Origin of the sequence: Streptomyces sp. NPDC090021, assembly GCF_044748225.1 — a bacterium.
Lineage (GTDB): Bacteria > Actinomycetota > Actinomycetes > Streptomycetales > Streptomycetaceae > Streptomyces.
The window spans coordinates 170,741-194,375 of sequence record NZ_JBIVFO010000005.1; the positions used below are offsets into that span (position 1 = coordinate 170,741).

A 23,635-nucleotide genomic window follows, 5' to 3' on the forward strand; every position below is an offset into this window, starting at 1 on the left:
CCGGACCATGATCAAGCCAGGCTGCCGCAGAGGGCGCTGTTTCACGTGAAACATTGAGGGGGCCGATGTTTCACGTGAAACATGGGCCCGCCGTAGGCTCGATGCATGAGCCTGCGTCTGAGCACGGTGATCCTTCCGGTACGTCGATGGCACGAGGGGGGCCGGGGCCAGTGGCGGCGGGCCGAGCAGCTCGGCTTCCACACCGCCTACACCTATGACCACCTGTCGTGGCGGACCTTCCGCGACGGCCCCTGGTTCGGCGCGGTGCCCACCCTGACCGCCGCGGCCGCCACCACCGAGCGGCTGCGTCTGGGCACGCTCGTGACGTCGGTCAAGCCTCGTTCACCTGTCACAGCCTGACCCGGGGAGACACACGTCAGGGGCGTCTCGGTCCCGACCGAAGCGAAGCGGATCAGATCGCGATGAGCCGGACGCGGTTGCCGCACAGCTTGGCCATGTCGTCGACGTCCGACGTGAGCATGGCCACCGGGCCCGGCTGGCGGAGTGCCAGCTCGGCGACGGTGGCATCGATCGCGTACTTGTGGCCGTGAAGGCCGACTTCCTTCAGCAGGCCGGCCGCGGCTCTGGCCGCCTGCTCGGTCACCGCTTCCACCTTGACCTGGGAGAGCACCCAGTTCAGTCGGGCGGTGTTCACCCGGGCGTGCACGACTTCCACGATGGTGTTGGCGCAGACCACGAGATCGGCAGCCATCGAGTGGAAGGACCGGATCATCGCGAGCACGGCCCGGTCCTGTGAGATCCAGGCGGACAGTCCTTGGGAGTCCAGTACGACGGTCTCGATGCGGTGGTTCACGCGGCGCTCGCCGGCTCCTCGTGCTCGGCCGTGCCGAAGATCCTGGCCTGGGCCGCGGCCAGCTCCTCGTCGGTGAACGCGCCGTGCTCCTCCTCGTAGCGGCGCAGCTCCTCGCCGAGCAGCTGGTTTCTGATCTGGCGGGCGACCGCCTCCGCGACGTAGCCGGAGACGTTGTCCGTGAGCCTCTTCAGCTCCGCCACCTGCTCAGTGGGCAGAGTGACCGTGATGCGGGTCGTATCAGCCATGGAGCCAGCATACTGCGGTATGCGTGCCATCTGTCGGGCTTACCCACCTATGAGCTCAGCGCCGTCCGGCACCGAGCAGCTCACTCAGACGGTGGCCGATCACGGACACCCCGCCCGGGGCGTGGGTCGCTCTCGTAGTACCAGGGCTTGCGCCGACGCAGCAGCGCGTCGGCGTGCTCGCTCCAGACGAATCCGGGCTTCCTCAGCGGCTTTCGGAACACGGCGTCCGCCGTCTCCGGGTGAGCGGCGACCATCCGTCGGCGGATCGGCAGTGGCGTGATCGACTCCTCGCGCAGGTACGTGCGCAGCAGGTTCTGGTGCTGCTTGCGGCCCGCGAGGGCCGGATCAGCGAAGAGGTCCCGCAGTATCCCGTAGTCGGCGTAGAAGTTGAGCCCGTCGACCTGGTCGTAGATGACGCCGACGGTGTCCGAACCCGCCAGTGCTGACGGCAGCTCGACCCTCGTCACCTCGGTCAAGCCTCGTTCACCTGTCACAGCCTGACCCGGGGAGACATGCGTCAGGGGCGTCTCGCGTCGCCTGCCGGGCGTTTCATCACTGGCGCGCACGCTCCCAGCACGCCGTGCCAGAGACTGCGATTGCCGGTTGTCAGCAGTCATGGGCCGTCGCGGCGTCCGTGATCAGCTCTACGCCGCCCGTCGCCGGAGGCGGATCATGGCAGCGAACAGGAAAGCCCGTCGGGCCGCTCTCCGCCCGCCGGCCGGAGGGGAGATGCCATGGCGCGCACACGCAACGTCGTCCGTTCCTCGGGTGCGATACCCCCTTGGCCGGTGGCCGGACCGGTCGCGGCCATCATCGCCCTGCCAGGCGGGGCGGCGGCGGGAGCGCTTCTGGCCGGGGGCACGCTGAAGTTGCTGGGCCTCGGTGACGGTAGCGAGTGGGCGTACCTCATCGGAGGCGCCCTCGGTCTGTGGATCACCTGGTGGCCGTTTCTCCGCGCGGTGCTGACACACCGCTTCTGGGCCTGGACCGGTGCTCTCGTCGCGGCCGTCCTGGTCGCGCTGGCGGCCGTCTCGTCGACGGGAGAGTTCGTACGGCCCGTGTGGTCGGCCCCGCATGACACCCAGACCCGTGTGTCGGCTGTGGGCAGCTGGCACAGTGGCGGCGTCGTCGTTCGGGTACGGGCGGACAGGGTGACCGCGTTCCGGGTCGACGACGGTGGTATCGCGTGGAGTTGGAGCCCTCCTGGCCGGGAGACGGTCTGCACACTGAGCCGTCGGACGCCAGGGAGCATCGGTGTCCTCGGATACACCACGGATGGCGCGTCCTGCGCGGCCGTGGCCGCCCTGGAGCTGGGCACGGGGCGGGAGGTTTGGCGTTCCTCCATGGCACCGGTGGATCGTGCCCTGAAAGGCCAGGTACCCGACCTGATCGCGGTCACCGGCGAGACCGTGATTCTGCCCGAGGCCCGAGGATGGAGAGCCGTCCGACTGTCCGACGGAAGGGAGCGCTGGCGCGCCGCGAGCGAGGCAGGCTGCTCCCCCTTTCTCGCCGACGGCGACGACCACACCGTGGTGACCGTCGCCGACTGCGGGGCGCGCGCCGCTCCCGCACTGGCCACGTACGCGGGTCGCGACGGCCGACGACTCAGCCGCGGCCAAGTGCCTGCTGTCGGCGCCCCGCGGTTCCTGATGGTCCTGTCAGCCGCCCCCCTGACTCTCTGGGTGCACGAGAGCGACCTCCGCGGTACCCGGGCAGTAGTTAGTTACGACGAACGGGGAGACGTCCGCACCACGTTGCCGACCGACGAGCCGACGGGGGAGATCCGGATCCTGCCCGGATACTCCAGCGAGTACCTCGATGTGCTGGAGGCCCGCCCGGTCCGCTCGGCCGCCGTGGTCGGCGACACCTTGGTGGCTGCCGAGGTGCGATCCGGTGACCGGCGGTGGGTATCCAGCGGCAACAGGCCGGGGTACCAGTCGACACGGGGCCGGATAGCCGGGTTCTCCCTGACCAGCGGCACCCGGCTCTGGAGCATCGACACCGACGACGAGGTCGAGGGGGTGGTCCGCCATGAGGACGAGATCTGGGCGGTCGGCGGCAGCAAGCTGACGGCCGTCTCCCCCCGTACTGGCCTGCGGACCCACGAGGTCGCGACGCGGGAGACCGACACCCGGTTCCCCGCCGACCTGTGGATCCTCGACTCCGGCGGATACGCCCTCGTTCATGCGGACGGAGGCAGCGTGGCGCCCGTCACCGTCCTGCGCTGAACACCGCTCGGCAGCGCACGGACGGGTGCCACGCCGTCGGCGAGGCACCCGTCATCGCTCCGCTCGTGGTCCGGCGCGGCCGGCTCCTGAGGTTGGACCCTGGTGCTCAGGCCGCCTGCGCGTAGGTCACCACCATGCGACTGAGCACTGTGATCCTGCCGATCGACCGCTGGCACGAGGTAGGCCGCGCCAAGTGGCCGCGCGCCGAGGCGCTCGGCTTCCACGCCGCGTACACGGACGACCACCTTTCCTGGCGGACCTTCCGGGACCGTCCGTGGTTCGGTGCGATCCCGACGCTGACAGCGGCAGCGACAGCCACACAGAGTACGCGTCTGGGCACGCTCGTGATGTCGGTCAAGGCTCGTTCGCCTATCGCAGGCTGACCTGCGGAAACGCGGCAAGGGGGCAGGAAAAGCCGACGTGGGTGCTTAGGTCGGCTCGACGGCGATGCGAGGGTGGCACAGTCTGCGCAGGTCATCCGTGTCGCTCGTGATGACAGTGACGTCGCCGTGCTCCACGTGGGCCGTGGCCGCGAGCATCGCATCGATGGCGTACTTGTGACCGTGCAGGCCTTCTGCGGCGAGCAGGCTGCTTGCCGCACGTGCGATCTCCTCCGTGACGGGGCGCACCTTGGCCAGGGAAACGGCATGGTCGAACGCCGCCTGCGGCACCTTCGGGTCGCGCGCCTCCACCAGCGTGGCGGCACTCGTCACGACGAGCAGGTCCAGTCTGCGGGCGACGTCCAGCCATACGGTCATGTCACGGTGCCGACGGGAAAGCTTGGAGAGGGCCTCGCTGTCGAGAACGAGAGTCCCGCTCATGCGGCGTCCGCTGGAGCGGGCTCACCGCGGTGGGCAGCGTGGTGGGCGCGGATACGCTCGGCCTTGTCCGACACCTCGGCAGGGTCGACAGGGCCATGCTCTGCTTCAGCAGTGGCGATGTACTCGTCGATGGCCTCGCGCTGGAGCTGCCGCTGTACGGCCTCCTCGATATAGGAGGAGACGCCTTGTTTGCCGGCGCGTGCGCGGATCGCCTCCAGGGTCTCGGCACGTAGGGAGACGCTGGTGACTCGCGTCTTGCCGGGGCGGGGCGTGTCCATAGGGGAAGTGTAGTACATGACCTATTAACCCGCTGGCGCTCTGCGGTGACTATCGGCGGCCGGCGGCGAGCCTGCTGAGGCGGTCGCCGATGACGGAGACGCCCGGACGGGGCTCGTTCTCGTAGTACCAGGGCTTGCGCCGGCGCAGCAGCGCCTCACCGTGCCGTAGCCGGCGTAGAAGTTGAGCCCGTCGATCCTCGGCTTCGGATCTCGAAGACGCCCTCGACCGGGTCACGCCAGCCGAGCGGCATCTCCCGGTCGGCCGGGGTCAAGTCCTTCCGGCCGGCGACGAACCGGTCCATCACGGTCGAACCGTCCGGCAGGCGGTACCCCAGGATGAAGTGATCGGTGATCCGGATCGCCTCGCCCTCCTCCAACTGCCGTTCAGGCCAACCGGCCTCCAGCAGGAGGGGCGTCAACCACCGGTCGAAACGGGCACTCTGCGCGAAGGCGACCATCCACCCCTTCAATTCGGCGCTGCGCTCGATGAGGTCGGCCACCGAGGGTCCACCCGCGCCCTGTACGGCGTCAGCCACGTTCAGCGTGCTCAGGACGCCACGGTAGCGACCCCCGCCGAGACGTCGGCGTGGCTTCCCGAATCAGCTTCTTCGGTCGGCACATCCGTGGCAGTGGGAGGCCCGCGTATGTCGGGGGGATGCGTCTGAGTACGGGGATCTTTCCCATCCACCGGTGGAGCGAGGGACAGAAGACCTGGCGGCGGGCCGAGGACCGCGCACGGTTACCTTGCCTGTTTTACACCGGCAGCATGTCCGGTCGGGAAGCTCTGAAGATCCTCAGATGTCTGGGCAGGAACAACGCGGGTTCCTAGAGTCTGTATTCGACCCGGGCGCGCAGGTTGCGCGCCCGAAGTAGTAACCATATGGGGGAAACATGAAGCGCAAGGCGAGCATGGTTCTGGTGACCGTTCTCATGGCATCCGGCGTGGGAGCCATGGGGGCTTCGCAGGCGTCCGCGCGCGATTGCCAGTACAACACCCGCTCGTGCAACTGGGAGCCGACAAAGGCGCTGTGCGCGGAGAACGCCAGGATCATCAACCTGCCACAGTACCGGGGAATCAAGGTCCAGAACCTCCCGGAGCCGTTCAAGGGGCGCTTCAAGAGTTGCGCCGCTTCTTCTTGGAAGAGCCGCGGCTGATCGACGCTGATGGAAGCGCTCCTTCCCTCGCTATGACACGGCCCTCAGCAGGGGCGGATCACGCGAGGGGAGGGGCGCTTCTCGCGCGGAGACCGCCCTTCAGGCCGGCGAACCCCGCGGTCCCTCCCCGCCGCCGGTATCGACCTGCTCCGTCGGCACGGCAGTGGTGGCCGGGACCGCGTATCGTCTGAGTGATGCGTCTGAGCACGGTGATCCTCCCCATCCACCGATGGGTCGAAGGGCAGAAGATCTGGCGGCGGGCCGAAGAACTCGGCTTCCACGCCGCGTACACGTACGACCACCTGTAGTGGCGGTCGTTCCGGGACGGGCCGTGGTTCGGTGCGATCCCGACGCTGACAGCGGCAGCGACGGTCACACAGGGTATGCGGTTGGGTACGCTCGTGACCTCGGTCAAACCTTGTTCACCTATCGTGGCCTGACCTGCGGGTCTTCTTCAGAGGGGCTCCGCACGTCCGGCACCGGGACCGGGGGCGGGCCCCGGTTCGCCCGAGTGGTCACTTCGCCAGGGGCCGGTCAGTCGGGACTCGGTGGGGCGACCACCAGTTCAGCGAGTTCCGTGGCGAGTTCGCGGGAGACGGGGTCGCCGGTGATGAGCAACCTGAAGTAGACCGGGCCGAGCAGGAGATCGACGGCCAGCTCCACATCGGCTGGCCGCAGCCGGTTCCGCTCTTCGGCCCGTCGCAGCACCTGGCGGAGGACCTCGCGCCTCTCGCGCTCCACTTCGCGCAGAGCGGTGGCGAGTTCGGGCGATCGGGGCAGTTCGCTGACCAGTCCGGCGATGACGCGGCCGAGTTCGGTGCCGGTGAGGAGGCGCATGGTGTTGGACAGCACGGTGACGAGGTCCGCCAGTGGGTCGACGGTGTGCGGGGCTTCGGGGTTGGTCTGCGCGAAGGCGTCCCTGACCGCGGCCGCGATCAGTTCCGTTCGGTCCTTCCATCGCCGGTACACCGTGGGCCGGGAGACGCCCGCACGGCCGGCCACCGCGTCGACCGACACGTTGGCCGCCCCGCTCTCGGCCAGAAGCTCGACCGTGGCCCGCAGGATCCGTGCCGAGGCTTCGTCGCTGCGCGGCCGACCCGGCGCGGGGCGTCGCTCACTCACTGGTCACCTGCCCCTGCTCGGCGACGGCCCTGTCGTATGCGGCGAACCCGTCTTCGACCCCGATCGCGATCTGCTTCACCTCGACGTACGGCACCGAGAACAGCTCGGTGTCCCGAACCGCCTCCCAGAACATGTAGTAACCGGAGAGGTCCTCGGTCTCGACGAACAGGATGTCGCTGTAGTCGGCGCAGAACGCCTCCGCGTCGAACCAGCGCAGCCGGATCCCTTCGTCTCGGGCAGCCAGGGCCTTGACCGTTTCCCAGACACGGGCCCGCTCGCTCCGATCCAACCGGAGCCAGGCGGGCTGGAACTGCAGCATGTTCATCACCACGTACGTCACGACGCTCCCTCTCGTGTGCGCGCATCCCTTGCTCATATTTCGTTACAGTACAGTGCTGTAATGAAATATCGGAACGAGCAGGGGGTAGACGTGTCCGGTACGGAACGCACGGGACTGGCCGTGATCACCGGCGGCACCGCGGGCGTCGGTCTGGCGCTGGCACGACAGCTCGCAGGGCGCGGCGAGCGGGTCGTCGTCTGCGGTCGGGACGGGGAGCGATTGGCTGCCGCCGACGCCCTTCCGGGGATCGAGGCCATCCGGTGCGACCTTTCCGTGGAGAGCGAGATCGTTTCCATGACGGAGCAGCTGCGTGCCAGGGGCGGCATCCGACTGCTGGTCAACAACGCGGCGGTGCAGTTCGGTCACCGGACGGCCGAGCGCCACCCCGACGGACTGCTGCGCGACGTGGACACGGAGATCGGAACGAACCTGACCGGGCCGGTCAAGCTCACCGCACTGGCCCTGCCGCTGATGCTGCCGGGAGGCCTGATCGTCAACGTCACCTCGGCCCTGGCTCTGACCCCGAAGCGCGCCGCTCCCCTGTACTGCGCCACCAAGGCCGCACTGCGTAGTTACACCACCGCCCTGCGCTACCAGCTCGCCGACGACGAGCGGGGCATACAGGTGACGGAAGCCATGCTGCCCCTCGTCGACACGGCCATGACGGCCGGCCGGGGCACCGGCAAGATCAGTCCGGAACGGGCCGCCGCGGACCTGCTGCGCGGCCTCGACCGCAACCGCCCGGTCATCCGCGTCGGCAAGGCCCGCGCCTTGACGGTCCTGCACCGGCTGTCCCCGGCCCTGGCGGCACGCTTGCTCCGGGACGGCTGACCACGGAAAGACGGGAACGAGGTCGGTCACGGCCTCGGGCTCACCCCTTTCCTGTACGCCCGGGACGCAGCTTGGCCATGCGATCGACGCCAGAGGTGAGCCTGCCCACCGGTCCAGGCATCCGGAGTGCAGTCTTGGCGACCGCTGCGTCGATCGCTCACATGTGGCCGTTACGTGTGGCCGTACAGGTCGGCATGCTTGAGCAACGGCCGAAGCCCTCGCGACGTGTGCGGTGACCGCCTCGACCCTGTCCCGGGAGAGCGTCCCTGCGGTCCCTCCGGGACATAGAGTCGAGGACATGCGACTGAGTACGGTGATCCTCCCCATCCACCGATGGGTCGAAGGGCAGAAGACCTGGCGGCGGGCCGAAGACCTCGGCTTCCATGCCGCGTACACGTACGACCACCTTTCCTGGCGGACTTTCCGCGACGGGCCGTGGTTCGGAGCGATCCCCACCCTCACGGCCGCGGCGACGGTGACACACCGTATGCGCTTGGGAACCCTCGTCACCTCGCCGAACTTCCGTCACCCGGTGACCCTCGCCAAGGACCTCATCACCCTGGACGATGTCTCGGGCGGCCGCATCACCCTCGGTATCGGCGCCGGCGGCAACGGGTTCGACGCGACGGCCCTGGGCCAGGAGGCCTGGTCCCCGCGTGAGCGCGCCGATCGCTTCGCCGAGTTCGTGTCGCTGCTGGACCGACTGCTGACCGAGGGCTCCGTGAGCCACGAGGGCACCTTCTACTCCGCCGAGGAAGCCCGCAACATCCCCGGCTGTGTGCAGGAGCCGCGGTTGCCGTTCGGGGTTGCCGCGACCGGACCGCGCGGTCTTCGGCTCGCCGCCCGGTACGGGCAGGCGTGGGTGACCACGGGTGACCCGAAGCTCTTCGAGGACGGCACCCCCGAGCAGTCGCTGGAGGCCCTGCGCGGGCAGCTCGAACGGCTCGACAAGGCCTGTGCGGAGATCGGCCGGGATTCCGGGCCCATGGACAAGATCCTGCTGACCGGGTTCACGCCCGAGGCCAACTCCGTGCTGGCGTCCGTGGACGCGTTCGTCGACTTCGCCGGCCGGCATCGCGAGCTGGGCTTCACGGAGCTGGTGATCCACGCACCGATCCCGGACTCCGCCTTCGCCGCTGACGAGGCCGTCTTTGAGAAGATCGCCACCGAGGCCCTGGCGCAGCTCGCCAGCTGATCGACCGGTCGTCGCCGCTCCGTGCGGGAGCGGCGACGACCGTGCGGGACACCAAGACAGTCAGCCGTCCTGGCTGGTGTGGCCGTCCTCGCCGTTTTGGTCGCCGGGTCGTCCCGGCCGTCCCGGCCGTTCAGTCGTTCCGGCCGTTCAGCTGTTCAGCTGTTCCAGCAACCGCTCGGCGGAGGGCAGGAGCCAGTCCGCCACCTCGTCCTCGGGAAGCCCCCGTGCCTCCTCGATCAGTGCGGAGACGCGGGCCGCCCCCGCCTCGGCGTCACCGCGCTCCTGCTCCGTCCAGGCCGCGTTGTTCAGGCACTGGAAGCGGTCCCGCAGGTGGTCGGGGCCGAGCTCCGCATAGGTCCGGCCGGCCCGGTCCCACAGCTCGATCTCCTCCAGGCGCAGTGCGTCGACCTCCGCCGGGCTCAGCGGGGTCGACGGGAGCGGTTCCGTGCTCCCGTCCCCGTCGGCGTCCGGGGCGGCGGTGACGTATCGGTCGAGCACCTGTGCCAGCTGGTGCCAGGTCTGGGCGAGTTCGGACCGCAGATCAGGGGCTCCGGGGTCGGCGGCCAGGGCCGCCTCCAGTACCGCGGCGGCCTCTTCCATACGGCCCCGGGCGCCGGCCACCGTCGCGGCGGTGATCTCCTCGCGCAGACCCAGCCAGGCCAGGGAGCGCAGCACCCGGACCTCGGCGACGGGCGCCGCGCCCGTCAAGCGGTGCAGCTCCAGGGCCCGCTCGTAGGCGGCGACCGCCTGCTCGGCCAGACCCGCGTCGTTCAGGGTGTCTGCGGCCGACTGCGCGAGACTCGCCTGCGGGCGGGGATCCTCCCACCCCTTGGTCACCTCCGCCGCCAGCAGGTACTGCTCCGCCGCCGGGCGCAGCTCGCCCAGCCGCCGCAGCAGGTCGCCCAGGAACTCCCGTACGGACACGGTCTGCCCGTCGCCGTGCTCCAGCAGGTCCGGCAGGGCCGACTGCAGCACCTCTGCCGCCTCGGCGGCGCGCTCGTCCCGTGCGTACGCCCTGGCCAGCAGCAGCCGGGCCTGTGCACCGCCGTCGTCCCCGAGACCCGCCCGGTCGAACCAGTGGGCCGCCGTCAGCGCGTGCGCCGCAGCCTCGGCCCCCGTCCCGTCCCGCCGCAGCAGGATGTCCGCGAGGGTCAGCCGTACGACGCCCTGCGCCTCGGCGTCGGTCAGTTCGGCGGCATGCTCCAGCGCGGCGCGCGCCGCCTGTTCCGCCTCCTCGGCGCGGTCCAGCGACATCAGCACCCCGGCCCGCAGCACCAGCGGGTCCACCGCCTGCCAGGGGCGTCCCGCGGCGACGGCCCGCTCGGCGCTCGTCGCCAGCAGCGGCACGGCACGTTCCGGGTCGCCCTGCGCGAGGGCCACCCGGCCCAGCATCTCCTCCGCCTCCGCCACCAGGTCGGGCGCCGCTTCCCGGTGGACGGCGACGAAGGCGGTCAGTTCGGCGGCGAGCTCGGCGTGACCGTGCTCCTGGTCCCCGGCGTGGGGATGACCGTGGTCGTGGTGCCCGTCCGGGCCGGTGTTCTCCACCGTGCGCAGGTACGACTCCAGGCGGATCGCCGACAGTTCCGCGAGGGCGATCCGGCGCGCACGCAGCGGCTCGGTGCGGTCCAGCGCCTCGGCGGACCGCAGGGCGGCCCGCAGCAGCGCGCGGATCTCGGCGGGTGCGGCCGCCGACCGAGCGGCCGCGCCCGCCATCCGAAGCTCCGCGAGCGCTGCCCGTTCCGCCCGGCCGAGCGCCCGGTACTCGTCCCGGACGGCGGCCAGCAGCTCACCCGCGTTCTGCGCCCCGCGCCGCGCGGCGGCCAGCGCCTGCTGGTCCGCGAGGTCGGCGCGGACCAGCGGATCCCCCTCTGGATCCGCCTCCCGCTGCCCCTCCCGCTGCGCCTCCCGCCGTAGGGCCACTTCGGCCCACAGGGCGTCCGCACCCGGATGACCCAGGTCCCGTGCCCGTCGGGCGCGCGCCACCAGCTCGGTGAAACCGACGGGCGTCGCTGCGGTCGTCCCGTTCCGGGCGGGCGCGGCGACGGCTTCGACGGGGGCCGCCCCGGCGCCGGGCGTTGCCGGGCGGGGCAGCCCGGCGGTGCGCACTCCCAGCGGGAGGTCCACCGCCAGCGGCTCCCGGACGACCCGCGCGAGGAACCGCTCCGAGACCCGGGTGGTGCCGTTGCGCGCGTCGAACTGCCCGGCGATGTCGACGCAGCCGGCGTACAGCACCTCGTACAGCTCGGAGACGGTGCGGGGGGTGCCCTCGTAGGAGACGGCCGGGAGATCTCCGTGCCCCAGCTCCCGCAGGCGGTGCAGCAGGACGAGGATGCCGCCGTGAAAGGCCAGCCGGTCGTCGAGGTTCGCAAGCGGCGCGACGTGCGAGTCGTGCTCGGCCAGGATCTCCAGGCCCCGCGAGGTGTTGCCGGTGAGCGCGCAGAACTCGATGTGCTTGCCGACCGAGGGCAGCAGGCTGTCGTTGCCGCGGGCCATGCGGTAGCCGCGCAGGTGGTGCGAGCGCGCCTCGTCGGTCCGGCCGAGCCGCAGCAGCGGCAGCAGCGAGGCGGCGAGCACACGGTGCGGTTCCTCGGCGCATACCAGCCGTCCCTCAAGGACCGGCTGCCACAGCGCCAGGGCCCCGGCGTCGTCGCCCTGCAGGATCGCGTAGTGGCCCTGTCCCCCGAGCTCGCAGGCCTCGCAGTCGCTCATGTCGTCGCGCTCCGCCGCGAGCCAGCTGCGGAAGGCGCGTTCCGCGCGCTCGTCGTCACCCGTGGCGTGGGCCAGCCACAGTTCCGCGTCGCGCACGGGCCGTTCGCTGTATCCGGCGAGCCGGTAGCGGCGCTCCATCTCGTCCAGCCAGCCGGTCGCCGAGTCCAGCGGAATGCCGGGGGAGTCGGCGATGGCCGTTGCCACCCACTTGAACTGCCAGAACAGTGAGTGGGTCTCCCACTCGGAGAACGCCGCAGGGTCCTTGTCGTACTCCTGGAGCAGCCGCGCGAAGGGGACGAGGATCTTCGGCGACTCGGAGCTGTAGAGGTAGGCGTTGATCAGGTTGTCCAGGGCCTCGCGGAACAGGGCCCGGTCGCCGTGTGCCTCGGCCGCGCCCGCCAGGGCCTCCGCGTGCGCGTTGCGCGCGGCACCGCCCGGCGCCTCGCGGTTCTCCGCCAGTCCCCGCACGATCTCCTCGTGCGTCAGGGTCGTCACTTCTGGTTCTCCTCCCCGTCACGGGTGTCGGTGGGATGCGCGGTGGAGTGTGTCGCCCACTCCAGGAGTCCGAGGAAGGCCCGGTTGAGCAGGGCGGAGTCGGCGGGGCGCAGGGGGCGCTGGGACATCAGCAGAGCCTGTCCGTACAGCGATTCGACGGCGGTGCCGGTCAGCGCCTCGTCCTGCAGGCCGGAGATCCGGCGGACCAGCGGGTTGTCGTGGTTGAGGACGAGGCGTGCGCGGGGTGCGGATCCACGCAGCGCACCGAGGATGCCGCTCCACAGGGAGTCGGCGCTCTCCAGTGCGGTGGTGCGGTCGCGTTCCTGGCGGGCCTGGCGGTCGTCCAGGTAGAGGGCGGGGACGGAGACGGGCTGGAAGGCGCGCAGCACCACGTCGCAGCTCTGGGGTTCGAGGCGGGTGCGCGCGGTGGCCAGGAAGGGCGCGAGCGCCAGCTCGGCGGCGGTGGGTACCGGGTCGAGCCGTTCGGTGACGGCTCCGGCGTCCAGCTCGGTCACCTTGAGCTCCGGCCGCACGGCGGGCAGCAGGGCGAGCAGATCCGCGTCGTAGGTGTAGCCGGCGTTGATGACGCCGAGGCCGTGGGCCGCGGCGATCGGTGCGATCTGCCGGAACTCCTCCACGGTACGCGTGAAGTGGATGTCGGTGTGGGCCGCCGCGAACTCCTGCAGGCTCATCGAACCGGCGCTGGTCTCGAACGGCAGCCACGGCAGCATCAGCCCGAGCAGTTCGCAGTCGTGCCGGGCCATGGACTTCACGCCGAGGTGGTGGACGCGCAGGAACGCGGCCAGGCGGTCGGGGTCGCTCGCGGCGAGTTCGGCCAGCCAGCCGCGGATGCGGGCGCCGAGGGCCTCCCGGACGGCGGAGAGCGTCTCGTCGTCGTAGAGGTTCTCGCGCGAGGCGGTGGGCCGCAGGGTGTCCGTGTCGATGACGGCGCGGACGAAGAACGCCCACTCCGGCAGCAGGTTGTCGGCCCGCTGGGTCAGCAGCATGCCCTTCAGGTGGACGCGGTGTCCGGCCCGGTGGGCCGGGCTGGTCGGATCGGGCAGGACGTACGCCACTCCGCGCACACCGGCGACCGGGAGGTCGAGGTCGATGGTGTCGAGCGGGGTGAAGCCGAAGAGTTCCGCACAGTGCCCGGCCAGTGCGACGCGACGGGCGGTGGGGGTGGCGAAGGTGCGCTCCCACACGGCGGGCCGGTCGGTGACGGGGCGCGGTGCGCCGCCCTCGCCGTCGTCGAAGGTGATGTCGTAGGGCAGCAGGGAGCCGTAGTCGCGGGCCAGTTCCTCGACCTTGGACGCGGCGGTCCATTCCGTCGCACCCGGACGGGCTTCCAGGACGACGGTGGTGCCGGGCTCGGGGCGGGCCGCGTGCGGCAGTTCGCGCACCGTGTAGGAGCCGTCGTCGGTGGCCAGCCATTCCACGGGGGCGGCGTGGGGGTCGCGGGCGGAGCGGGTGATGACGCGGATCTGGCGTGCCACGACGAAACAGGCGAGCAGTCCGATGCCGAACTGGCCGAGGAAGTCGCGGCGGGTGGCCTCCAGGGCCTGGTCGTGGAAGGCGTCGTCGCCGCTCCGCTTGGAGCTGCGGCCGATGGTGGCGAGGAAGGAGTGTGCTTCGGCGGCGGTCAGGCCGATGCCGCTGTCCTCGATGGTCACGCGGCCGCCGGAGGCCGACAGCCGGATATGGACCCGTGCCGCCGGGTCGACGGCCCGGCGCGCGGTGACGGCGTCCACTGCGTTCTGCAGCAGCTCGCGGACGTAGACGCGGGGGCTGGAGTAGAGGTGGTGGGAGAGGAGGTCCACCAGACCGCGCAGATCGACCTGGAAGCTGTGGGGCGTGGACGTGGGTTCGGACACGGGTCCGGACGTCATGGGGCGTCACCTCGCGTGTGTGAGTGAAGGGTTCGGCGATCGCGAGGTCCCCCCTCACTGATCCCGGAGTGGGACACACATTAAGGGGACGGTCAGACAATCTCCGCGCGATTTCAGGCGTGCGCGGGGAGGACGGGGCTGCCGCGGCTACTGGAAGCGCAGGAACTGCGGGGGTACGGAGCCCACCAGCCATACCCCGTTGGCGCTGATCCGGAAGACGTGCCCGGCCGCGCGCATCGCCGCGGCGTCCACGCTGAGCACGACGGGCCGGCCGCGGCGCGCGCCCACCCGGGTCGCGGTCTCCCGGTCGGGGGACAGGTGCACGTGGTGGCGGGCCATCGGGCGCAGGCCCTCGGTGCGGATCGGGGCGAGGGCGGCGGCCACGGTGCCGTGGTAGAGGTACGCCGGAGGTTCGGCCTCCGGAAGGTCCAGGTCGACGGAGACCGTGTGTCCCTGGCTGGCCCTGATGCGGGTTCCGTCGACGGCGAACCGCTGTTTGTCGTTGGCGGCCACGACGTGGTCGAGCTCGGCGCGGCTGAAGGGGAAGCCGTGTGCGGCGGCGGCGCGCAGCAGGTCGTCGATCTCCACCCAGCCGTGGGGGTCGAGCGTCAGTCCGATCCGTTCCGGCTGGTGCCGCAGGTGTTTCGAGACGTACTTGGACACCTTCACGGTGCGTCTTGCATCCATGAACCCCAGCGTGCCCGCTCGGGAGGCGCTCCGGCAGGGATTTTCCGGGGGCGTGCGGTGCCGGGCGGTGGGGGACGCCCTCTATCGTCATTCCAGGATGCGGAATACACTTTCCATTATCACTTCTTCCCTGGGGGAGACCCATGACAGCCCATACCTCTCTGCCACGCCGTGCGGCTGCCGAGCTGATCGGAACCGCAGGCCTGCTCGTGGTCGTGGTCGGCTCCGGGCTCAAGGCTGGGCAGCTCAGCGCCGATACCGGCGTCGCCCTCATCGCCAACTCCTTCGTGTCGGCGATCGGCCTGGGGCTGATCATCACCCTCTTCGGGCCGCTGTCCGGTGCCCACCTCAACCCGGTGGTGACCCTCACCTCCTGGTGGAGCCGCCGCACCGGCGGCGAGGGTGTCGGCGGGCGTGAGGTGCCCGTCTACGTAGCGGCTCAGACCGCCGGGGCCATCGGTGGTGCCGTCCTCGCGGAGGCCATGTTCGGCCGGAGCCCGGGCGCGTTCGCCACGCAGGTCCTCGACGGGGGCCACCTGCTCGTCGGCGAGGTGATCGCCACCGCCGGTCTCGTCCTCGTCATCCAGGGGCTGGGGCGCATCGGGCGCGCCCGTCTGGTCCCGGTGGCGGTGGCGGCGTACATCGCGGCCGCGATCTGGTTCACCTCCTCCGGCTCCTTCGCCAACCCGGCCGGCACCATCGGGCGCAGTTTCAGCGATTCCTTCACCGGCATCGCGCCCGGTTCGCTGCCGGGCTTCGTGGCCGCCCAGCTGTTGGGCGGGATCGTCGGGCTGGCCCTGGCCGGCTTCCTCTACGGCTCCGGCGCGAAGAACGGCGCGGGCCGTGCGGGCCGGGGGGCCCGCGAGGCCGGGCCGGCGCCGGGCGCGACGGCCGTACCGGCCGTACCGGCCGCGCTCCCCGCGACCGGGCCGGCGGACGGCGCGAACCCCGACCGGGACGCCTACCGGACCATAGGGTGAGACGCCGTCCCGGTTGCCCACAGGAAAAGGGCACTTGTCCACAGCCGTTTGGGCGGATTTTGACGGCAAACGCGTGATCCGCCCTGTGGAACCTGTGGACCGATCCGCTCAGACGCTACCGGTCACCCCGCCAGGGTCACCCCGTGACGGTCACCCCGTGACGGTCACCCCGTGACGGTCACCCCGTGACGGTCACCCCGTGACGGTCACCCCGTGACGGTCACCCCGTGACGGGGCACCCGTCACCGGTCGCACCGTCACCGGTCCCCCCGGCGCGCCAGATCGTTCATCGTCCGGGCCTGGATCTCCCGCTCCGTCGCTGCCCGCACGAACTCAGCCACGTGCTCGGCGCCGACCAGCTCCTGCACCGCCCGTACCGTCCCGGCGGGCAGCGCCACCGGCGAGGGCCCCGTCGGCTGCGGCGTCCCCGCCGCACCCAGGTGCCGCTGGAGGTGCCGGGTCGCGAAGAGTCGCATCGCCCGCGCCAGCTCCGCGTCCACGGTCTGCTGTGCCAGCGGCCGCAGCCGCCGCACCATCGTCGCCGCCTCCGCAGCGTCCGCGTCGGTGGGCGGCACCTGCCCGAGGTACCGCGCGAAGACGTGCTCGGTGGTGAACTCCAGGAACCGCGAGGCGATGTGCTCCACCTGACCCCGCAGCTCCCGGAGATGCCCGGTGATCGCCGCGAGCGGCACCCCGGCCGCGTACAGCTCGGCCGCCACCGCCAGTTCCTGCGGGGACGGCACCAGGAACTGGTCCGGGCGCCCCGGAATCCGCTCCAGCACACCCAGGTCGCAGGCCTCGCCGACCGCTTCGTCGTCGGGCAGGCCGCCGAACCGCGCGTTCAGCTCCTCCCGGCTGATCCGGGCCGCCTCCTCATCCGTCCACGGCCCGTGCACCTCGGCGACCAGCCCCAGTACGCCGCCCAGTCCGCGTCCCGCGTCCCAGGCCTCCAGCAGCTCCTTGATGGAGGCCAGCGTGTAGCCGCGGTCCAGCAGGTCGGCGATCTGGCGCAGCCGCGCCAGGTGCGTGTCCCGGTAGACGTTGGAGCGGCCCCGCCGCTCCGGCTTGGGCAGCAGACCGCGGTCCTGGTACGCGCGGATCGTGCGCACCGTCGCTCCGCTGTGGTGCGCCAGATCCTCGATCCGGTACTCGGCTACCGCCTGATCGGACAATCCCGGCTCCCTACGACATGGCGGCTCGGCCGCCCGCGCCGGCTGCGGCCCGGGCGGCAGGTGAAGCCGCAAGGTACTCGACCGCCCTGCGCAGCGAGCCCTCCTGCGAGGGATGGTACGACCGCCGGAAGGAGCCGGGTATGGCCGTGCCAAGGTCTCTGCACCCGGGCTCCGGTCCCGCCCCCGCGACGCCGCGCCCGCGCGACGGATCCGGGCCCGCGGTCACAGCCTGGGCTCCAGTCGGGCGATGCGCCGCAGGGCGCGCGGGGCGAAGCGGGATATCCACAGGGCGCCCTTGGACTCGGGCGTGACCGGCACGACCGCCTCGTTGCGGACGACGGCGCGCAGGATGGCGTCGGCGACCTTCTCCGGTGGGAAGTTGCGCAGGCCGTACAGCCGTGAGGAGCGTTCCTGGCGGCGTTTCTCCTCGGCCTCGTCCACCCCGGCGAAGCGCGAGGTCGCGGTGATGTTGGTGTTGACGATGCCGGGGCAGATCGCGGAGACGCCGATGGACTTCGAGGCGAGTTCCGCGCGCAGGCACTCCGACAGCATCAGCACCGCCGCCTTCGAGGTGCTGTAGGCGGGCAGGGTGCGGGAGGGCAGATAGGCCGCGGCCGAGGCGGTGTTGACGATGTGCCCGCCCTGGCCGCGGTCGGCCATCTGCTTCCCGAAGATCCGGCAGCCGTGGATGACGCCCCACAGATTGACGTCCAGGACCTTCTTCCAGTCCTCGGCCGTGGTGTCGAGGAAGGCCCCGGACAGGCCGATCCCGGCGTTGTTGACCAGGACGTCGACGGTCCCGTACTCGGCGGCGACCTTCGCCGCCAGCTTCTCCATCGCCTGCTCGTCGCTGACGTCCACGCACTCCGCCCACGCCTCGGGGGCGCCGACGAGACGGGCCATGTCGGCCGTGCGCGCCGCGCCCTCGGCGTCGCGGTCCACGGCGACCACCCGCGCTCCCGCCTCGGCGAAGGCGAAGGCGGTGGCCCGGCCGATCCCGCTGGCCGCGCCGGTGACCAGGACCAGCTGGCCGCCGAAGCGGTCGGCGTACTTGGCCGGGGCCTTCCGCTCCGGCGCCCGCGCCGTCGGCTCCTCCCGGGACGTGACGAACTCGGCGATCCAGGAAGCCAGCTGGTCGGGCCTGGTCCGGGGAATCCAGTGCTTGGCGGGCAGGGTCCGTCGCAGCAGGTCCGGGGCCCACCGCTCCAGGCCGTCGTAGAGCCGCTCGGACAGGAAGGCGTCCCCGGTCGGAGTGATCAGCTGAACCGGTACGTGGGCGTACGCGTCGGTTCGCGGCCGGCGCAGCCTCGGGCGCACGTTGTCGCGGTAGAGCCAGGCACCGTGCGCCGCGTCCGAGGGCAGCGAGGCCGTCGGGTAGGAGCCGGCCGGCATCTTCTCGACGCGCTGCAGCATTTTGGGCCACCGCTTGCCGAGCGGCCCCCGCCAGGCGAGCTCCGGCAGCACGGGGGTGTGCAGCATGTACACGTACCAGGACTTCGCGCCCTGGCCGAGGAGCTGCGCCGCCGCCCGCGGGGTCGGCCGCGACAGGCGTTCCTTGATCCAGTGCCCGAAGTGGTCCAGGGAGGGCCCCGACATCGAGGTGAAGGAGGCGATCCGCCCCTCCGTACGGCCGACCGTCGCGAACTCCCAGCCCTGTACGGAACCCCAGTCGTGGCCGACCAGGTGCACCGGCCGGTCCGGACTGACCGCGTCCGCCACCGCCAGGAAGTCGTCGGTCAGCTTCTCCAGCGTGAAACCGCCGCGCAGCGGCTGCGGCGCGGTGGAGCGCCCGTGGCCGCGCACGTCGTAGAGCACCACGTGGAAACGGGTCGCGAGCCGCTCGGCGACCTCCGTCCAGACCTCCTTGCTGTCCGGATAGCCGTGCACCAGCAGCACCGTCGGACGGCCCCGCTCGCCGAGCTCGACCACGCACAACTCGACCCCGCCGGTGCGCACCGTACGCTCACGCGCGCCCACCGGCTCCACCGGTCCCGTTTTGCTCATGCCGCTCATGCTGCCTTCTCCTCCTCGGCCCAGCGCCGCACGTGCGGCAGGTCGTCGTCGAGCCAGAACGCACTCTCCTCGGGGTCCCGAGAGTCGGTGACCACGAGGATCTCCTCGAACTTCGCTCCGGTGCCCCGGAAACCCAGGTGCGGCTCCACCGCCCACAGGCCGGGCTGCGGCGGGTGGTCGGAGAAGTGGTACGGGCTCCACAGCGGGGACCAGCCCTCACGGTGCCCGTGCAGGGCGTCACCGGCCAGCCCCTTCAGGGACTGCGCGCCGAAACCGAACACCGTCGGCGACCAGCGCCGCTCCTTCACCCGGTCGATCTTGTGGGCGATCACGCCGAAGGGGTAGGCCCGGTGCCGGTTGGCGTACCCCTGCCGGTTCATCAGCCGCTCGACGTCCTCGTAGATCTCGCGGAGGGAGCGGCGTTCGCGCACTTGCTCCAGGATCAGCTCCCGATGCGCCCGCAGGTCGGCCATGAGCCGGTCCTGCACCGGATTCAGGCCGAGGCTGCCCGAGTAGCCGATGTCCGCCGAGAAGCCCTTGTAGACCGGCGCCATGTCGAGGATGAAGGGCATGCCCGGCTCCAGCCGCCGGTTGGTCGGGAAGAACTGCAGCGGGATCCGGAAGTTCGCGAAGGCGGTACGGTCCCCGAACCAGGCGAACGGCAGGTGGAACCAGTCCCGCACCCCACGGTCGCGCAGCCACTCGCGCTGCATGCGCGCTGCCTCGCGCTCGGTCACTCCGGGCCGCAGCTGGGCCGCGACCGCCTCGGCGCACTCGTACGAGAGACGCTGCACCTCTCTGAACCCGCTCAGGTCGGCGGAGAGCCGTCCGGCGTGCAGCGCGGTGCGTTGCCTGGTGTCCCCAGCCATGTCAGCCCGTCCATCCGTATAGCCGTACGCGCCCGTAAGTTGACACTGATGAATGTGACAATGACCGGAGATCACGTCAAGGGTTGTGCACGGACCTGTGGACAAAGTTGTCCGGTCCACATCAGCCTCCAGTACGGGCATGTACGCCTGAAGGCTGAGACCGGATCCAGCTCCAGGTCTGACGCCTCACGAGAGCCGCGCCACTAACGTCGGTTCCGTGACTGTCATCGCGACTGAAAGCCTGAGCAAGCGGTACCCCCGAGTGACCGCCCTCGACCGGCTCTCCCTGGACATCGGCCCCGGCGTGACCGGGCTCGTGGGCGCCAACGGAGCCGGCAAGTCCACGCTGATCAAGATTCTGCTGGGACTGTCCCCCGCCACCGAGGGCAGCGCCGCCGTGCTCGGCCTCGACGTCCATACGCATGGCAGCGCCATCCGTGAACGCGTCGGGTACATGCCCGAACACGACTGCCTGCCACCCGACGTCTCGGCCACCGAGTTCGTCGTCCACATGGCGCGCATGTCAGGGCTGCCGCCGACCGCGGCCCGCGAGCGCACCGCCGACACCCTGCGCCACGTAGGGCTGTACGAAGAGCGCTACCGCCCCATCGGGGGCTACTCCACCGGTATGAAGCAGCGCGTCAAGCTCGCCCAGGCCCTCGTCCACGATCCCCAGCTGGTCCTCCTCGACGAGCCGACCAACGGTCTGGACCCGGTCGGGCGCGACGAGATGCTCGGCCTGATCCGACGCGTCCACACCGACTTCGGCATCTCCGTCCTGGTCACCTCCCACCTCCTCGGCGAGCTGGAGCGGACCTGCGACCACGTCGTGGTCGTCGACGGCGGCAAGCTGCTGCGCTCCAGCTCCACCAGCGACTTCACGCAGACCACCGCGACCCTCGCGGTCGAGGTCACCGACTCCGACGCCCACCCGGACGGCACCGCCGCCCTGCGCAAGGCGCTCACCGAGGCCGGACTCATCCTGCACGCGGGCGAGGAGCAGGGCCTGCCCGGAGCCGGCCACATCCTCCTCGTCGAGGCCACCGGCGAGAGCGCCTACGACGTCATCCGCGACACGGTCGCCGAGCTGGGCATAGGCCTGGTCCGCATGGAACAGCGCCGCCACCACATCGCGGAGGTCTTCCGCGACAACGACCAGCCCGCGTACACCGCCCAGCAGAGGGGAGCCGGTTCCGATGGCGCCTGAGACATCGACGCAGATCCACAACATCGGCTACCGGTCCTACGACGGCCCCCGGCTCGGCCGCGCCTACGCCCGCAAGTCGCTGTTCTCGCAGTCCCTGCGCGGCGCCTACGGGCTCGGCCGGTCCGCCAAGTCCAAGGTCCTCCCGATGCTGCTCTTCGCGGTGATGTGCGTCCCGGCGCTCATCATCGTCGCGGTGGCCATCGCGGTGCCCGGTTCCACGGACCTGCCGATCAAGTACACGACGTACGCCCTGACCACCCAGGTGGTCATCGGCCTCTACCTCGCCTCCCAGGCGCCGCAGTCCGTCTCGCGGGACCTGCGCTTCAAGACGGTCCCGCTCTACTTCTCGCGGCCCATCGAACGCGTCGACTACGTCGTGGCCAAGTACGCGGCCATGGCCTCGGCCATGTTCATCCTCACCGCGACCCCGCTGCTGATCATGTGGATCGGCGCGCTCCTGGCGAAGTTCGACTTCGTCGACCAGACCAAGGGATTCGGGCAAGGACTCGTGTCGGTTCTGCTGCTGTCGCTGCTCTTCTCCGGGATCGGCCTGGTGATGGCCGCGCTCACCCCGCGCCGCGGGTTCGGCGTCGCCGCGATCATCGCAGTGCTCCTGATCCCCTACGGCGCGGTTACCGCGGTACAGGGCATCGCCTACAGCACCGGGAACGCCGGATCCATCGACTGGCTGGGTCTGTTCTCCCCGATCACCCTGATCGACGGCGTGCAGACCGCGTTCCTCGACGCCACCTCCGCCTTCCCCGGTGGTGAGGGCCCCTCGGACGGCGTCGGCTTCGTCTACCTGCTCGTCGTCCTCGGCCTCATCGCCGGCTCCTACGCCGCCCTGATGGCCCGCTACCGGAAGGCCGGGCTGTGACCACCATCGACATCGACCACACCTCCCGCTGGTTCGGGAACGTCGTCGCCGTCAACGACGTGACCATGCGCATCGGCCCCGGCGTCACGGGACTGCTGGGTCCGAACGGTGCGGGCAAGTCCACCCTCATCAACATGATGGGCGGCTTCCTCGCCCCCTCCACCGGCACCGTCACCCTGGACGGCGCCCCGATCTGGCAGAACGAACAGATCTACAAGCACGTGGGCGTCGTGCCCGAACGCGAGGCGATGTACGACTTCCTCACCGGCCGTGAGTTCGTCGTCGCCAACGCCGAGCTCCACGGCCTCGACGACGCGGCCGCGCGGCGCGCGCTGGCCACCGTCGAGATGGAGTACGCGCAGGACCGCAAGATCTCCACGTACTCCAAGGGCATGCGCCAGCGCGTGAAGATGGCATCCGCCCTCGTCCACGACCCGTCCGTGCTGCTCCTGGACGAGCCGTTCAACGGCATGGACCCCCGCCAGCGCATGCAGCTGATGGACCTCCTGCGGCGCATGGGCGACGAGGGACGCACCGTCTTGTTCTCCTCCCACATCCTGGAGGAGGTCGAACAGCTCGCCTCGCACATCGAGGTGGTCGTGGCCGGCCGGCACGCCGCCTCCGGCGACTTCCGCAAGATCCGCCGCCTGATGACGGACCGCCCGCACCGCTACATGGTCCGCTCTTCCGACGACCGGTCCCTCGCCGCGGCCCTGATCGCCGACCCCTCCACGGCCGGCATCGAGGTCGATCTGAAGGAGGGCGCACTGCGCATCCAGGCCGTGGACTTCGGACGGTTCACCGAGCTGCTGCCCCTGGTGGCCCGCCGGCACGGCATCCGGCTGCTGACGGTCTCGCCCTCGGACGAGTCCCTCGAGTCGGTCTTCTCCTACCTCGTCACGGCCTGAAAGGAGCTGGCACCCATGTACGACCCCACCGTTGCCCGGCTCACCTACCGGGCCCTGCTCGGTAGGCGCCGCGCGCTGATCCTCTTCGCACTTCCCGCCCTGCTGATCGTCATCGCCTGCGTGGTCCGTGCCTTCGTCGGTGTGGACGACAAGGTCGCTGCCGACCTTCTCGGGGGCTTCGCCCTCGCCACGATGGTCCCGCTGATCGGTGTCATCGCCGGCACCGGCGCCATCGGCCCCGAGATCGACGACGGCTCCATCGTCTATCTGCTGGCCAAGCCGGTGAAGCGTCCGAAGATCATCATGACCAAGCTGATCGTCGCGATCGCCGTCACCATGGCCTTCTCCGCGATCCCCACCCTGATCGCCGGATTCATCCTCAACGGCAACGGCCAGCAGATCGCCGTCGCCTACACGATCGCCGCGCTCGTGGCCTCGATCGCCTACAGCGCCCTCTTCCTGCTACTGGGCACGGTCAGCCGGCACGCGGTCGTCTTCGGCCTGGTCTACGCCCTGATCTGGGAGTCGCTCTTCGGCAGCCTGGTCTCGGGGGCCAAGACCCTCAGCGTCCAGCAGTGGGCCCTGGCCCTGGCCGAGAAGGTCGCCGGCGAGGGGTACGTCGACGCCACGGTGGGCCTGCCCACCGCGTCGGTCCTGCTCGTCGTGGTCACCGTCGGAGCCACCGTCTACGCGGGCCAGAAGCTGCGCCGCCTCACGCTGGCGGGCGAGGAGTAGGCCCGGCCACGAGCACGCGCGCGACAGTGCCCCGCCCGGCCCACCGGCCAGGCGGGGCACAGTTC

The 23,635-nt window shown here is 70.8% G+C and carries 23 protein-coding genes and 4 pseudogenes; 12 read left to right on the forward strand and 15 right to left on the reverse strand.

Annotated elements, in window-relative coordinates; translation table 11 throughout:
* Window positions 1-105 precede the first annotated feature (105 nt).
* A pseudogene (locus tag ACIPXC_RS05545) lies at window positions 106-354 on the forward strand (LLM class flavin-dependent oxidoreductase); the annotation flags it as partial.
* Window positions 355-412: 58 nt separating this feature from the next.
* Here ACIPXC_RS05545 and ACIPXC_RS05550 read toward each other — a convergent pair.
* From ACIPXC_RS05550 to ACIPXC_RS05560, 3 genes are all read right to left on the reverse strand, one after another.
* Complete coding sequence (locus tag ACIPXC_RS05550; RefSeq protein WP_401613786.1) at window positions 413-814, reverse strand: DNA-binding protein; 402 nt, start codon at window positions 812-814, stop codon at window positions 413-415.
* The gene (locus tag ACIPXC_RS05555) at window positions 811-1,059 is read right to left on the reverse strand and encodes a hypothetical protein (RefSeq protein ID WP_401613788.1); all 249 of its coding nucleotides are present in this window, start codon (window positions 1,057-1,059) and stop codon (window positions 811-813) included. The genes ACIPXC_RS05550 and ACIPXC_RS05555 overlap by 4 nt, the downstream gene beginning before the upstream one ends.
* Before the next feature lie 80 nt (window positions 1,060-1,139).
* Complete coding sequence (locus ACIPXC_RS05560; protein WP_401613790.1) at window positions 1,140-1,535, reverse strand: hypothetical protein; 396 nt, start codon at window positions 1,533-1,535, stop codon at window positions 1,140-1,142.
* 258 nt (window positions 1,536-1,793) lie between these two features.
* Between ACIPXC_RS05560 and ACIPXC_RS05565 the strand changes: the two genes are divergently transcribed.
* Window positions 1,794-3,287: a hypothetical protein gene (locus ACIPXC_RS05565; protein ID WP_401613792.1), complete on the forward strand. Its 1,494-nt coding sequence runs from the start codon at window positions 1,794-1,796 to the stop codon at window positions 3,285-3,287.
* A gap of 134 nt (window positions 3,288-3,421) precedes the next feature.
* A pseudogene (locus ACIPXC_RS05570) lies at window positions 3,422-3,661 on the forward strand (hypothetical protein); the annotation flags it as partial.
* 54 nt (window positions 3,662-3,715) lie between these two features.
* On the opposite strand, the gene ACIPXC_RS05575 reads toward ACIPXC_RS05570, so the two are convergent.
* From ACIPXC_RS05575 to ACIPXC_RS05585, 3 genes are all read right to left on the reverse strand, one after another.
* Window positions 3,716-4,108, reverse strand: coding sequence for a type II toxin-antitoxin system VapC family toxin (locus ACIPXC_RS05575; RefSeq protein ID WP_401613794.1), 393 nt, complete (start codon window positions 4,106-4,108; stop codon window positions 3,716-3,718).
* Complete coding sequence (locus ACIPXC_RS05580) at window positions 4,105-4,386, reverse strand: hypothetical protein (RefSeq protein ID WP_401613796.1); 282 nt, start codon at window positions 4,384-4,386, stop codon at window positions 4,105-4,107. Before ACIPXC_RS05580 ends, ACIPXC_RS05575 begins: the two co-directional genes overlap by 4 nt.
* 155 nt (window positions 4,387-4,541) lie before the next feature.
* Window positions 4,542-4,886: a hypothetical protein gene (locus ACIPXC_RS05585; RefSeq protein ID WP_401613798.1), complete on the reverse strand. Its 345-nt coding sequence runs from the start codon at window positions 4,884-4,886 to the stop codon at window positions 4,542-4,544.
* Window positions 4,887-5,277: 391 nt separating this feature from the next.
* Here ACIPXC_RS05585 and ACIPXC_RS05590 point away from each other — a divergent pair, with 391 nt between their 5' ends.
* On the forward strand, window positions 5,278-5,541 hold the full coding sequence (locus tag ACIPXC_RS05590) for a hypothetical protein (RefSeq protein ID WP_401613799.1): 264 nt from the start codon (window positions 5,278-5,280) through the stop codon (window positions 5,539-5,541).
* A gap of 194 nt (window positions 5,542-5,735) precedes the next feature.
* A pseudogene (locus ACIPXC_RS05595) lies at window positions 5,736-5,951 on the forward strand (LLM class flavin-dependent oxidoreductase); the annotation flags it as partial.
* A gap of 124 nt (window positions 5,952-6,075) precedes the next feature.
* Here the strand turns inward: ACIPXC_RS05595 and ACIPXC_RS05600 are convergent.
* Together ACIPXC_RS05600 and ACIPXC_RS05605 are read right to left on the reverse strand one after the other, a co-directional pair.
* Entirely contained in the window at window positions 6,076-6,663 is a 588-nt protein-coding gene (locus ACIPXC_RS05600; protein ID WP_401613801.1) for a TetR/AcrR family transcriptional regulator, read from the reverse strand.
* On the reverse strand, window positions 6,656-7,003 hold the full coding sequence (locus ACIPXC_RS05605; protein WP_401613803.1) for a darcynin family protein: 348 nt from the start codon (window positions 7,001-7,003) through the stop codon (window positions 6,656-6,658). Before ACIPXC_RS05605 ends, ACIPXC_RS05600 begins: the two co-directional genes overlap by 8 nt.
* Window positions 7,004-7,063: 60 nt before the next feature.
* Here ACIPXC_RS05605 and ACIPXC_RS05610 point away from each other — a divergent pair, with 60 nt between their 5' ends.
* Together ACIPXC_RS05610 and ACIPXC_RS05615 are read left to right on the forward strand one after the other, a co-directional pair.
* Entirely contained in the window at window positions 7,064-7,834 is a 771-nt protein-coding gene (locus ACIPXC_RS05610; protein WP_401613805.1) for an SDR family oxidoreductase, read from the forward strand.
* A gap of 298 nt (window positions 7,835-8,132) precedes the next feature.
* Entirely contained in the window at window positions 8,133-9,029 is an 897-nt protein-coding gene (locus tag ACIPXC_RS05615; RefSeq protein WP_401613807.1) for an LLM class flavin-dependent oxidoreductase, read from the forward strand.
* A 147-nt stretch (window positions 9,030-9,176) separates the two neighbouring features.
* Here the strand turns inward: ACIPXC_RS05615 and ACIPXC_RS05620 are convergent, their stop codons facing one another.
* From ACIPXC_RS05620 to ACIPXC_RS05630, 3 genes are all read right to left on the reverse strand, one after another.
* Complete coding sequence (locus tag ACIPXC_RS05620; RefSeq protein ID WP_401613809.1) at window positions 9,177-12,233, reverse strand: tetratricopeptide repeat protein; 3,057 nt, start codon at window positions 12,231-12,233, stop codon at window positions 9,177-9,179.
* A complete protein-coding gene (locus tag ACIPXC_RS05625) occupies window positions 12,230-14,122 on the reverse strand; it encodes an HSP90 family protein (RefSeq protein WP_401613811.1) in 1,893 nt (630 codons plus the stop codon). The genes ACIPXC_RS05620 and ACIPXC_RS05625 overlap by 4 nt, the downstream gene beginning before the upstream one ends.
* Before the next feature lie 147 nt (window positions 14,123-14,269).
* Window positions 14,270-14,809, reverse strand: a complete 540-nt coding sequence (locus ACIPXC_RS05630) for an RNA 2'-phosphotransferase (RefSeq protein WP_401613813.1) — start codon at window positions 14,807-14,809, stop codon at window positions 14,270-14,272.
* Between the two features lie 143 nt (window positions 14,810-14,952).
* On the opposite strand from ACIPXC_RS05630, the gene ACIPXC_RS05635 reads away from it, so the two are divergent.
* Window positions 14,953-15,789 (forward strand): aquaporin, encoded by an 837-nt coding sequence (locus tag ACIPXC_RS05635; RefSeq protein WP_401613815.1) that lies wholly within the window; start codon window positions 14,953-14,955, stop codon window positions 15,787-15,789.
* Window positions 15,790-16,046: 257 nt separating this feature from the next.
* Here ACIPXC_RS05635 and ACIPXC_RS05640 read toward each other — a convergent pair whose 3' ends face one another.
* The 4 genes and pseudogenes from ACIPXC_RS05640 to ACIPXC_RS05655 form a co-directional block, all read right to left on the reverse strand.
* A complete protein-coding gene (locus ACIPXC_RS05640; protein ID WP_392577000.1) occupies window positions 16,047-16,961 on the reverse strand; it encodes a MerR family transcriptional regulator in 915 nt (304 codons plus the stop codon).
* Window positions 16,962-16,971: 10 nt separating this feature from the next.
* Window positions 16,972-17,130 (reverse strand): annotated as a pseudogene (locus ACIPXC_RS05645) (metal-dependent hydrolase); the annotation flags it as partial.
* A 53-nt stretch (window positions 17,131-17,183) separates the two neighbouring features.
* Window positions 17,184-18,965 carry an SDR family oxidoreductase gene (locus tag ACIPXC_RS05650; protein ID WP_401613817.1) on the reverse strand — a complete coding sequence of 594 codons (1,782 nt, stop codon included), beginning with the start codon at window positions 18,963-18,965 and terminating at the stop codon, window positions 17,184-17,186.
* A 5-nt stretch (window positions 18,966-18,970) separates the two neighbouring features.
* Window positions 18,971-19,843 (reverse strand): M24 family metallopeptidase, encoded by an 873-nt coding sequence (locus ACIPXC_RS05655; protein WP_401613819.1) that lies wholly within the window; start codon window positions 19,841-19,843, stop codon window positions 18,971-18,973.
* Between the two features lie 217 nt (window positions 19,844-20,060).
* Between ACIPXC_RS05655 and ACIPXC_RS05660 the strand changes: the two genes are divergently transcribed.
* The 4 genes from ACIPXC_RS05660 to ACIPXC_RS05675 are packed head-to-tail and all read left to right on the forward strand — an operon-like array spanning window position 20,061 to window position 23,570.
* Window positions 20,061-21,050: an ABC transporter ATP-binding protein gene (locus tag ACIPXC_RS05660; RefSeq protein ID WP_401613821.1), complete on the forward strand. Its 990-nt coding sequence runs from the start codon at window positions 20,061-20,063 to the stop codon at window positions 21,048-21,050.
* Window positions 21,040-21,927 (forward strand): ABC transporter permease subunit, encoded by an 888-nt coding sequence (locus ACIPXC_RS05665; RefSeq protein WP_401613823.1) that lies wholly within the window; start codon window positions 21,040-21,042, stop codon window positions 21,925-21,927. The genes ACIPXC_RS05660 and ACIPXC_RS05665 overlap by 11 nt, the downstream gene beginning before the upstream one ends.
* A complete protein-coding gene (locus ACIPXC_RS05670) occupies window positions 21,924-22,835 on the forward strand; it encodes an ABC transporter ATP-binding protein (RefSeq protein ID WP_401613825.1) in 912 nt (303 codons plus the stop codon). Before ACIPXC_RS05665 ends, ACIPXC_RS05670 begins: the two co-directional genes overlap by 4 nt.
* 15 nt (window positions 22,836-22,850) lie before the next feature.
* Window positions 22,851-23,570, forward strand: coding sequence for an ABC transporter permease (locus ACIPXC_RS05675; RefSeq protein ID WP_401613827.1), 720 nt, complete (start codon window positions 22,851-22,853; stop codon window positions 23,568-23,570).
* Window positions 23,571-23,635 lie beyond the last annotated feature (65 nt).

Excerpts from the sequence above, each read along its gene's own strand:
- ACIPXC_RS05575 (WP_401613794.1), bottom strand. The coding sequence starts at position 4,108 with ATGAGCGGGACTCTCGTTCTCGACAGCGAGGCCCTCTCCAAGCTTTCC.
- ACIPXC_RS05630 (WP_401613813.1), bottom strand. The coding sequence starts at position 14,809 with ATGGATGCAAGACGCACCGTGAAGGTGTCCAAGTACGTCTCGAAACAC.
- ACIPXC_RS05635 (WP_401613815.1), top strand. The coding sequence starts at position 14,953 with ATGACAGCCCATACCTCTCTGCCACGCCGTGCGGCTGCCGAGCTGATC.
- ACIPXC_RS05625 (WP_401613811.1), bottom strand. The coding sequence starts at position 14,122 with ATGACGTCCGGACCCGTGTCCGAACCCACGTCCACGCCCCACAGCTTC.
- ACIPXC_RS05615 (WP_401613807.1), top strand. The coding sequence starts at position 8,133 with ATGCGACTGAGTACGGTGATCCTCCCCATCCACCGATGGGTCGAAGGG.
- ACIPXC_RS05675 (WP_401613827.1), top strand. The coding sequence starts at position 22,851 with ATGTACGACCCCACCGTTGCCCGGCTCACCTACCGGGCCCTGCTCGGT.
- ACIPXC_RS05650 (WP_401613817.1), bottom strand. The coding sequence starts at position 18,965 with ATGAGCAAAACGGGACCGGTGGAGCCGGTGGGCGCGCGTGAGCGTACG.
- ACIPXC_RS05565 (WP_401613792.1), top strand. The coding sequence starts at position 1,794 with ATGGCGCGCACACGCAACGTCGTCCGTTCCTCGGGTGCGATACCCCCT.
- ACIPXC_RS05555 (WP_401613788.1), bottom strand. The coding sequence starts at position 1,059 with ATGGCTGATACGACCCGCATCACGGTCACTCTGCCCACTGAGCAGGTG.
- ACIPXC_RS05580 (WP_401613796.1), bottom strand. The coding sequence starts at position 4,386 with ATGGACACGCCCCGCCCCGGCAAGACGCGAGTCACCAGCGTCTCCCTA.
- ACIPXC_RS05665 (WP_401613823.1), top strand. The coding sequence starts at position 21,040 with ATGGCGCCTGAGACATCGACGCAGATCCACAACATCGGCTACCGGTCC.
- ACIPXC_RS05655 (WP_401613819.1), bottom strand. The coding sequence starts at position 19,843 with ATGGCTGGGGACACCAGGCAACGCACCGCGCTGCACGCCGGACGGCTC.
- ACIPXC_RS05610 (WP_401613805.1), top strand. The coding sequence starts at position 7,064 with ATGAAATATCGGAACGAGCAGGGGGTAGACGTGTCCGGTACGGAACGC.
- ACIPXC_RS05590 (WP_401613799.1), top strand. The coding sequence starts at position 5,278 with ATGAAGCGCAAGGCGAGCATGGTTCTGGTGACCGTTCTCATGGCATCC.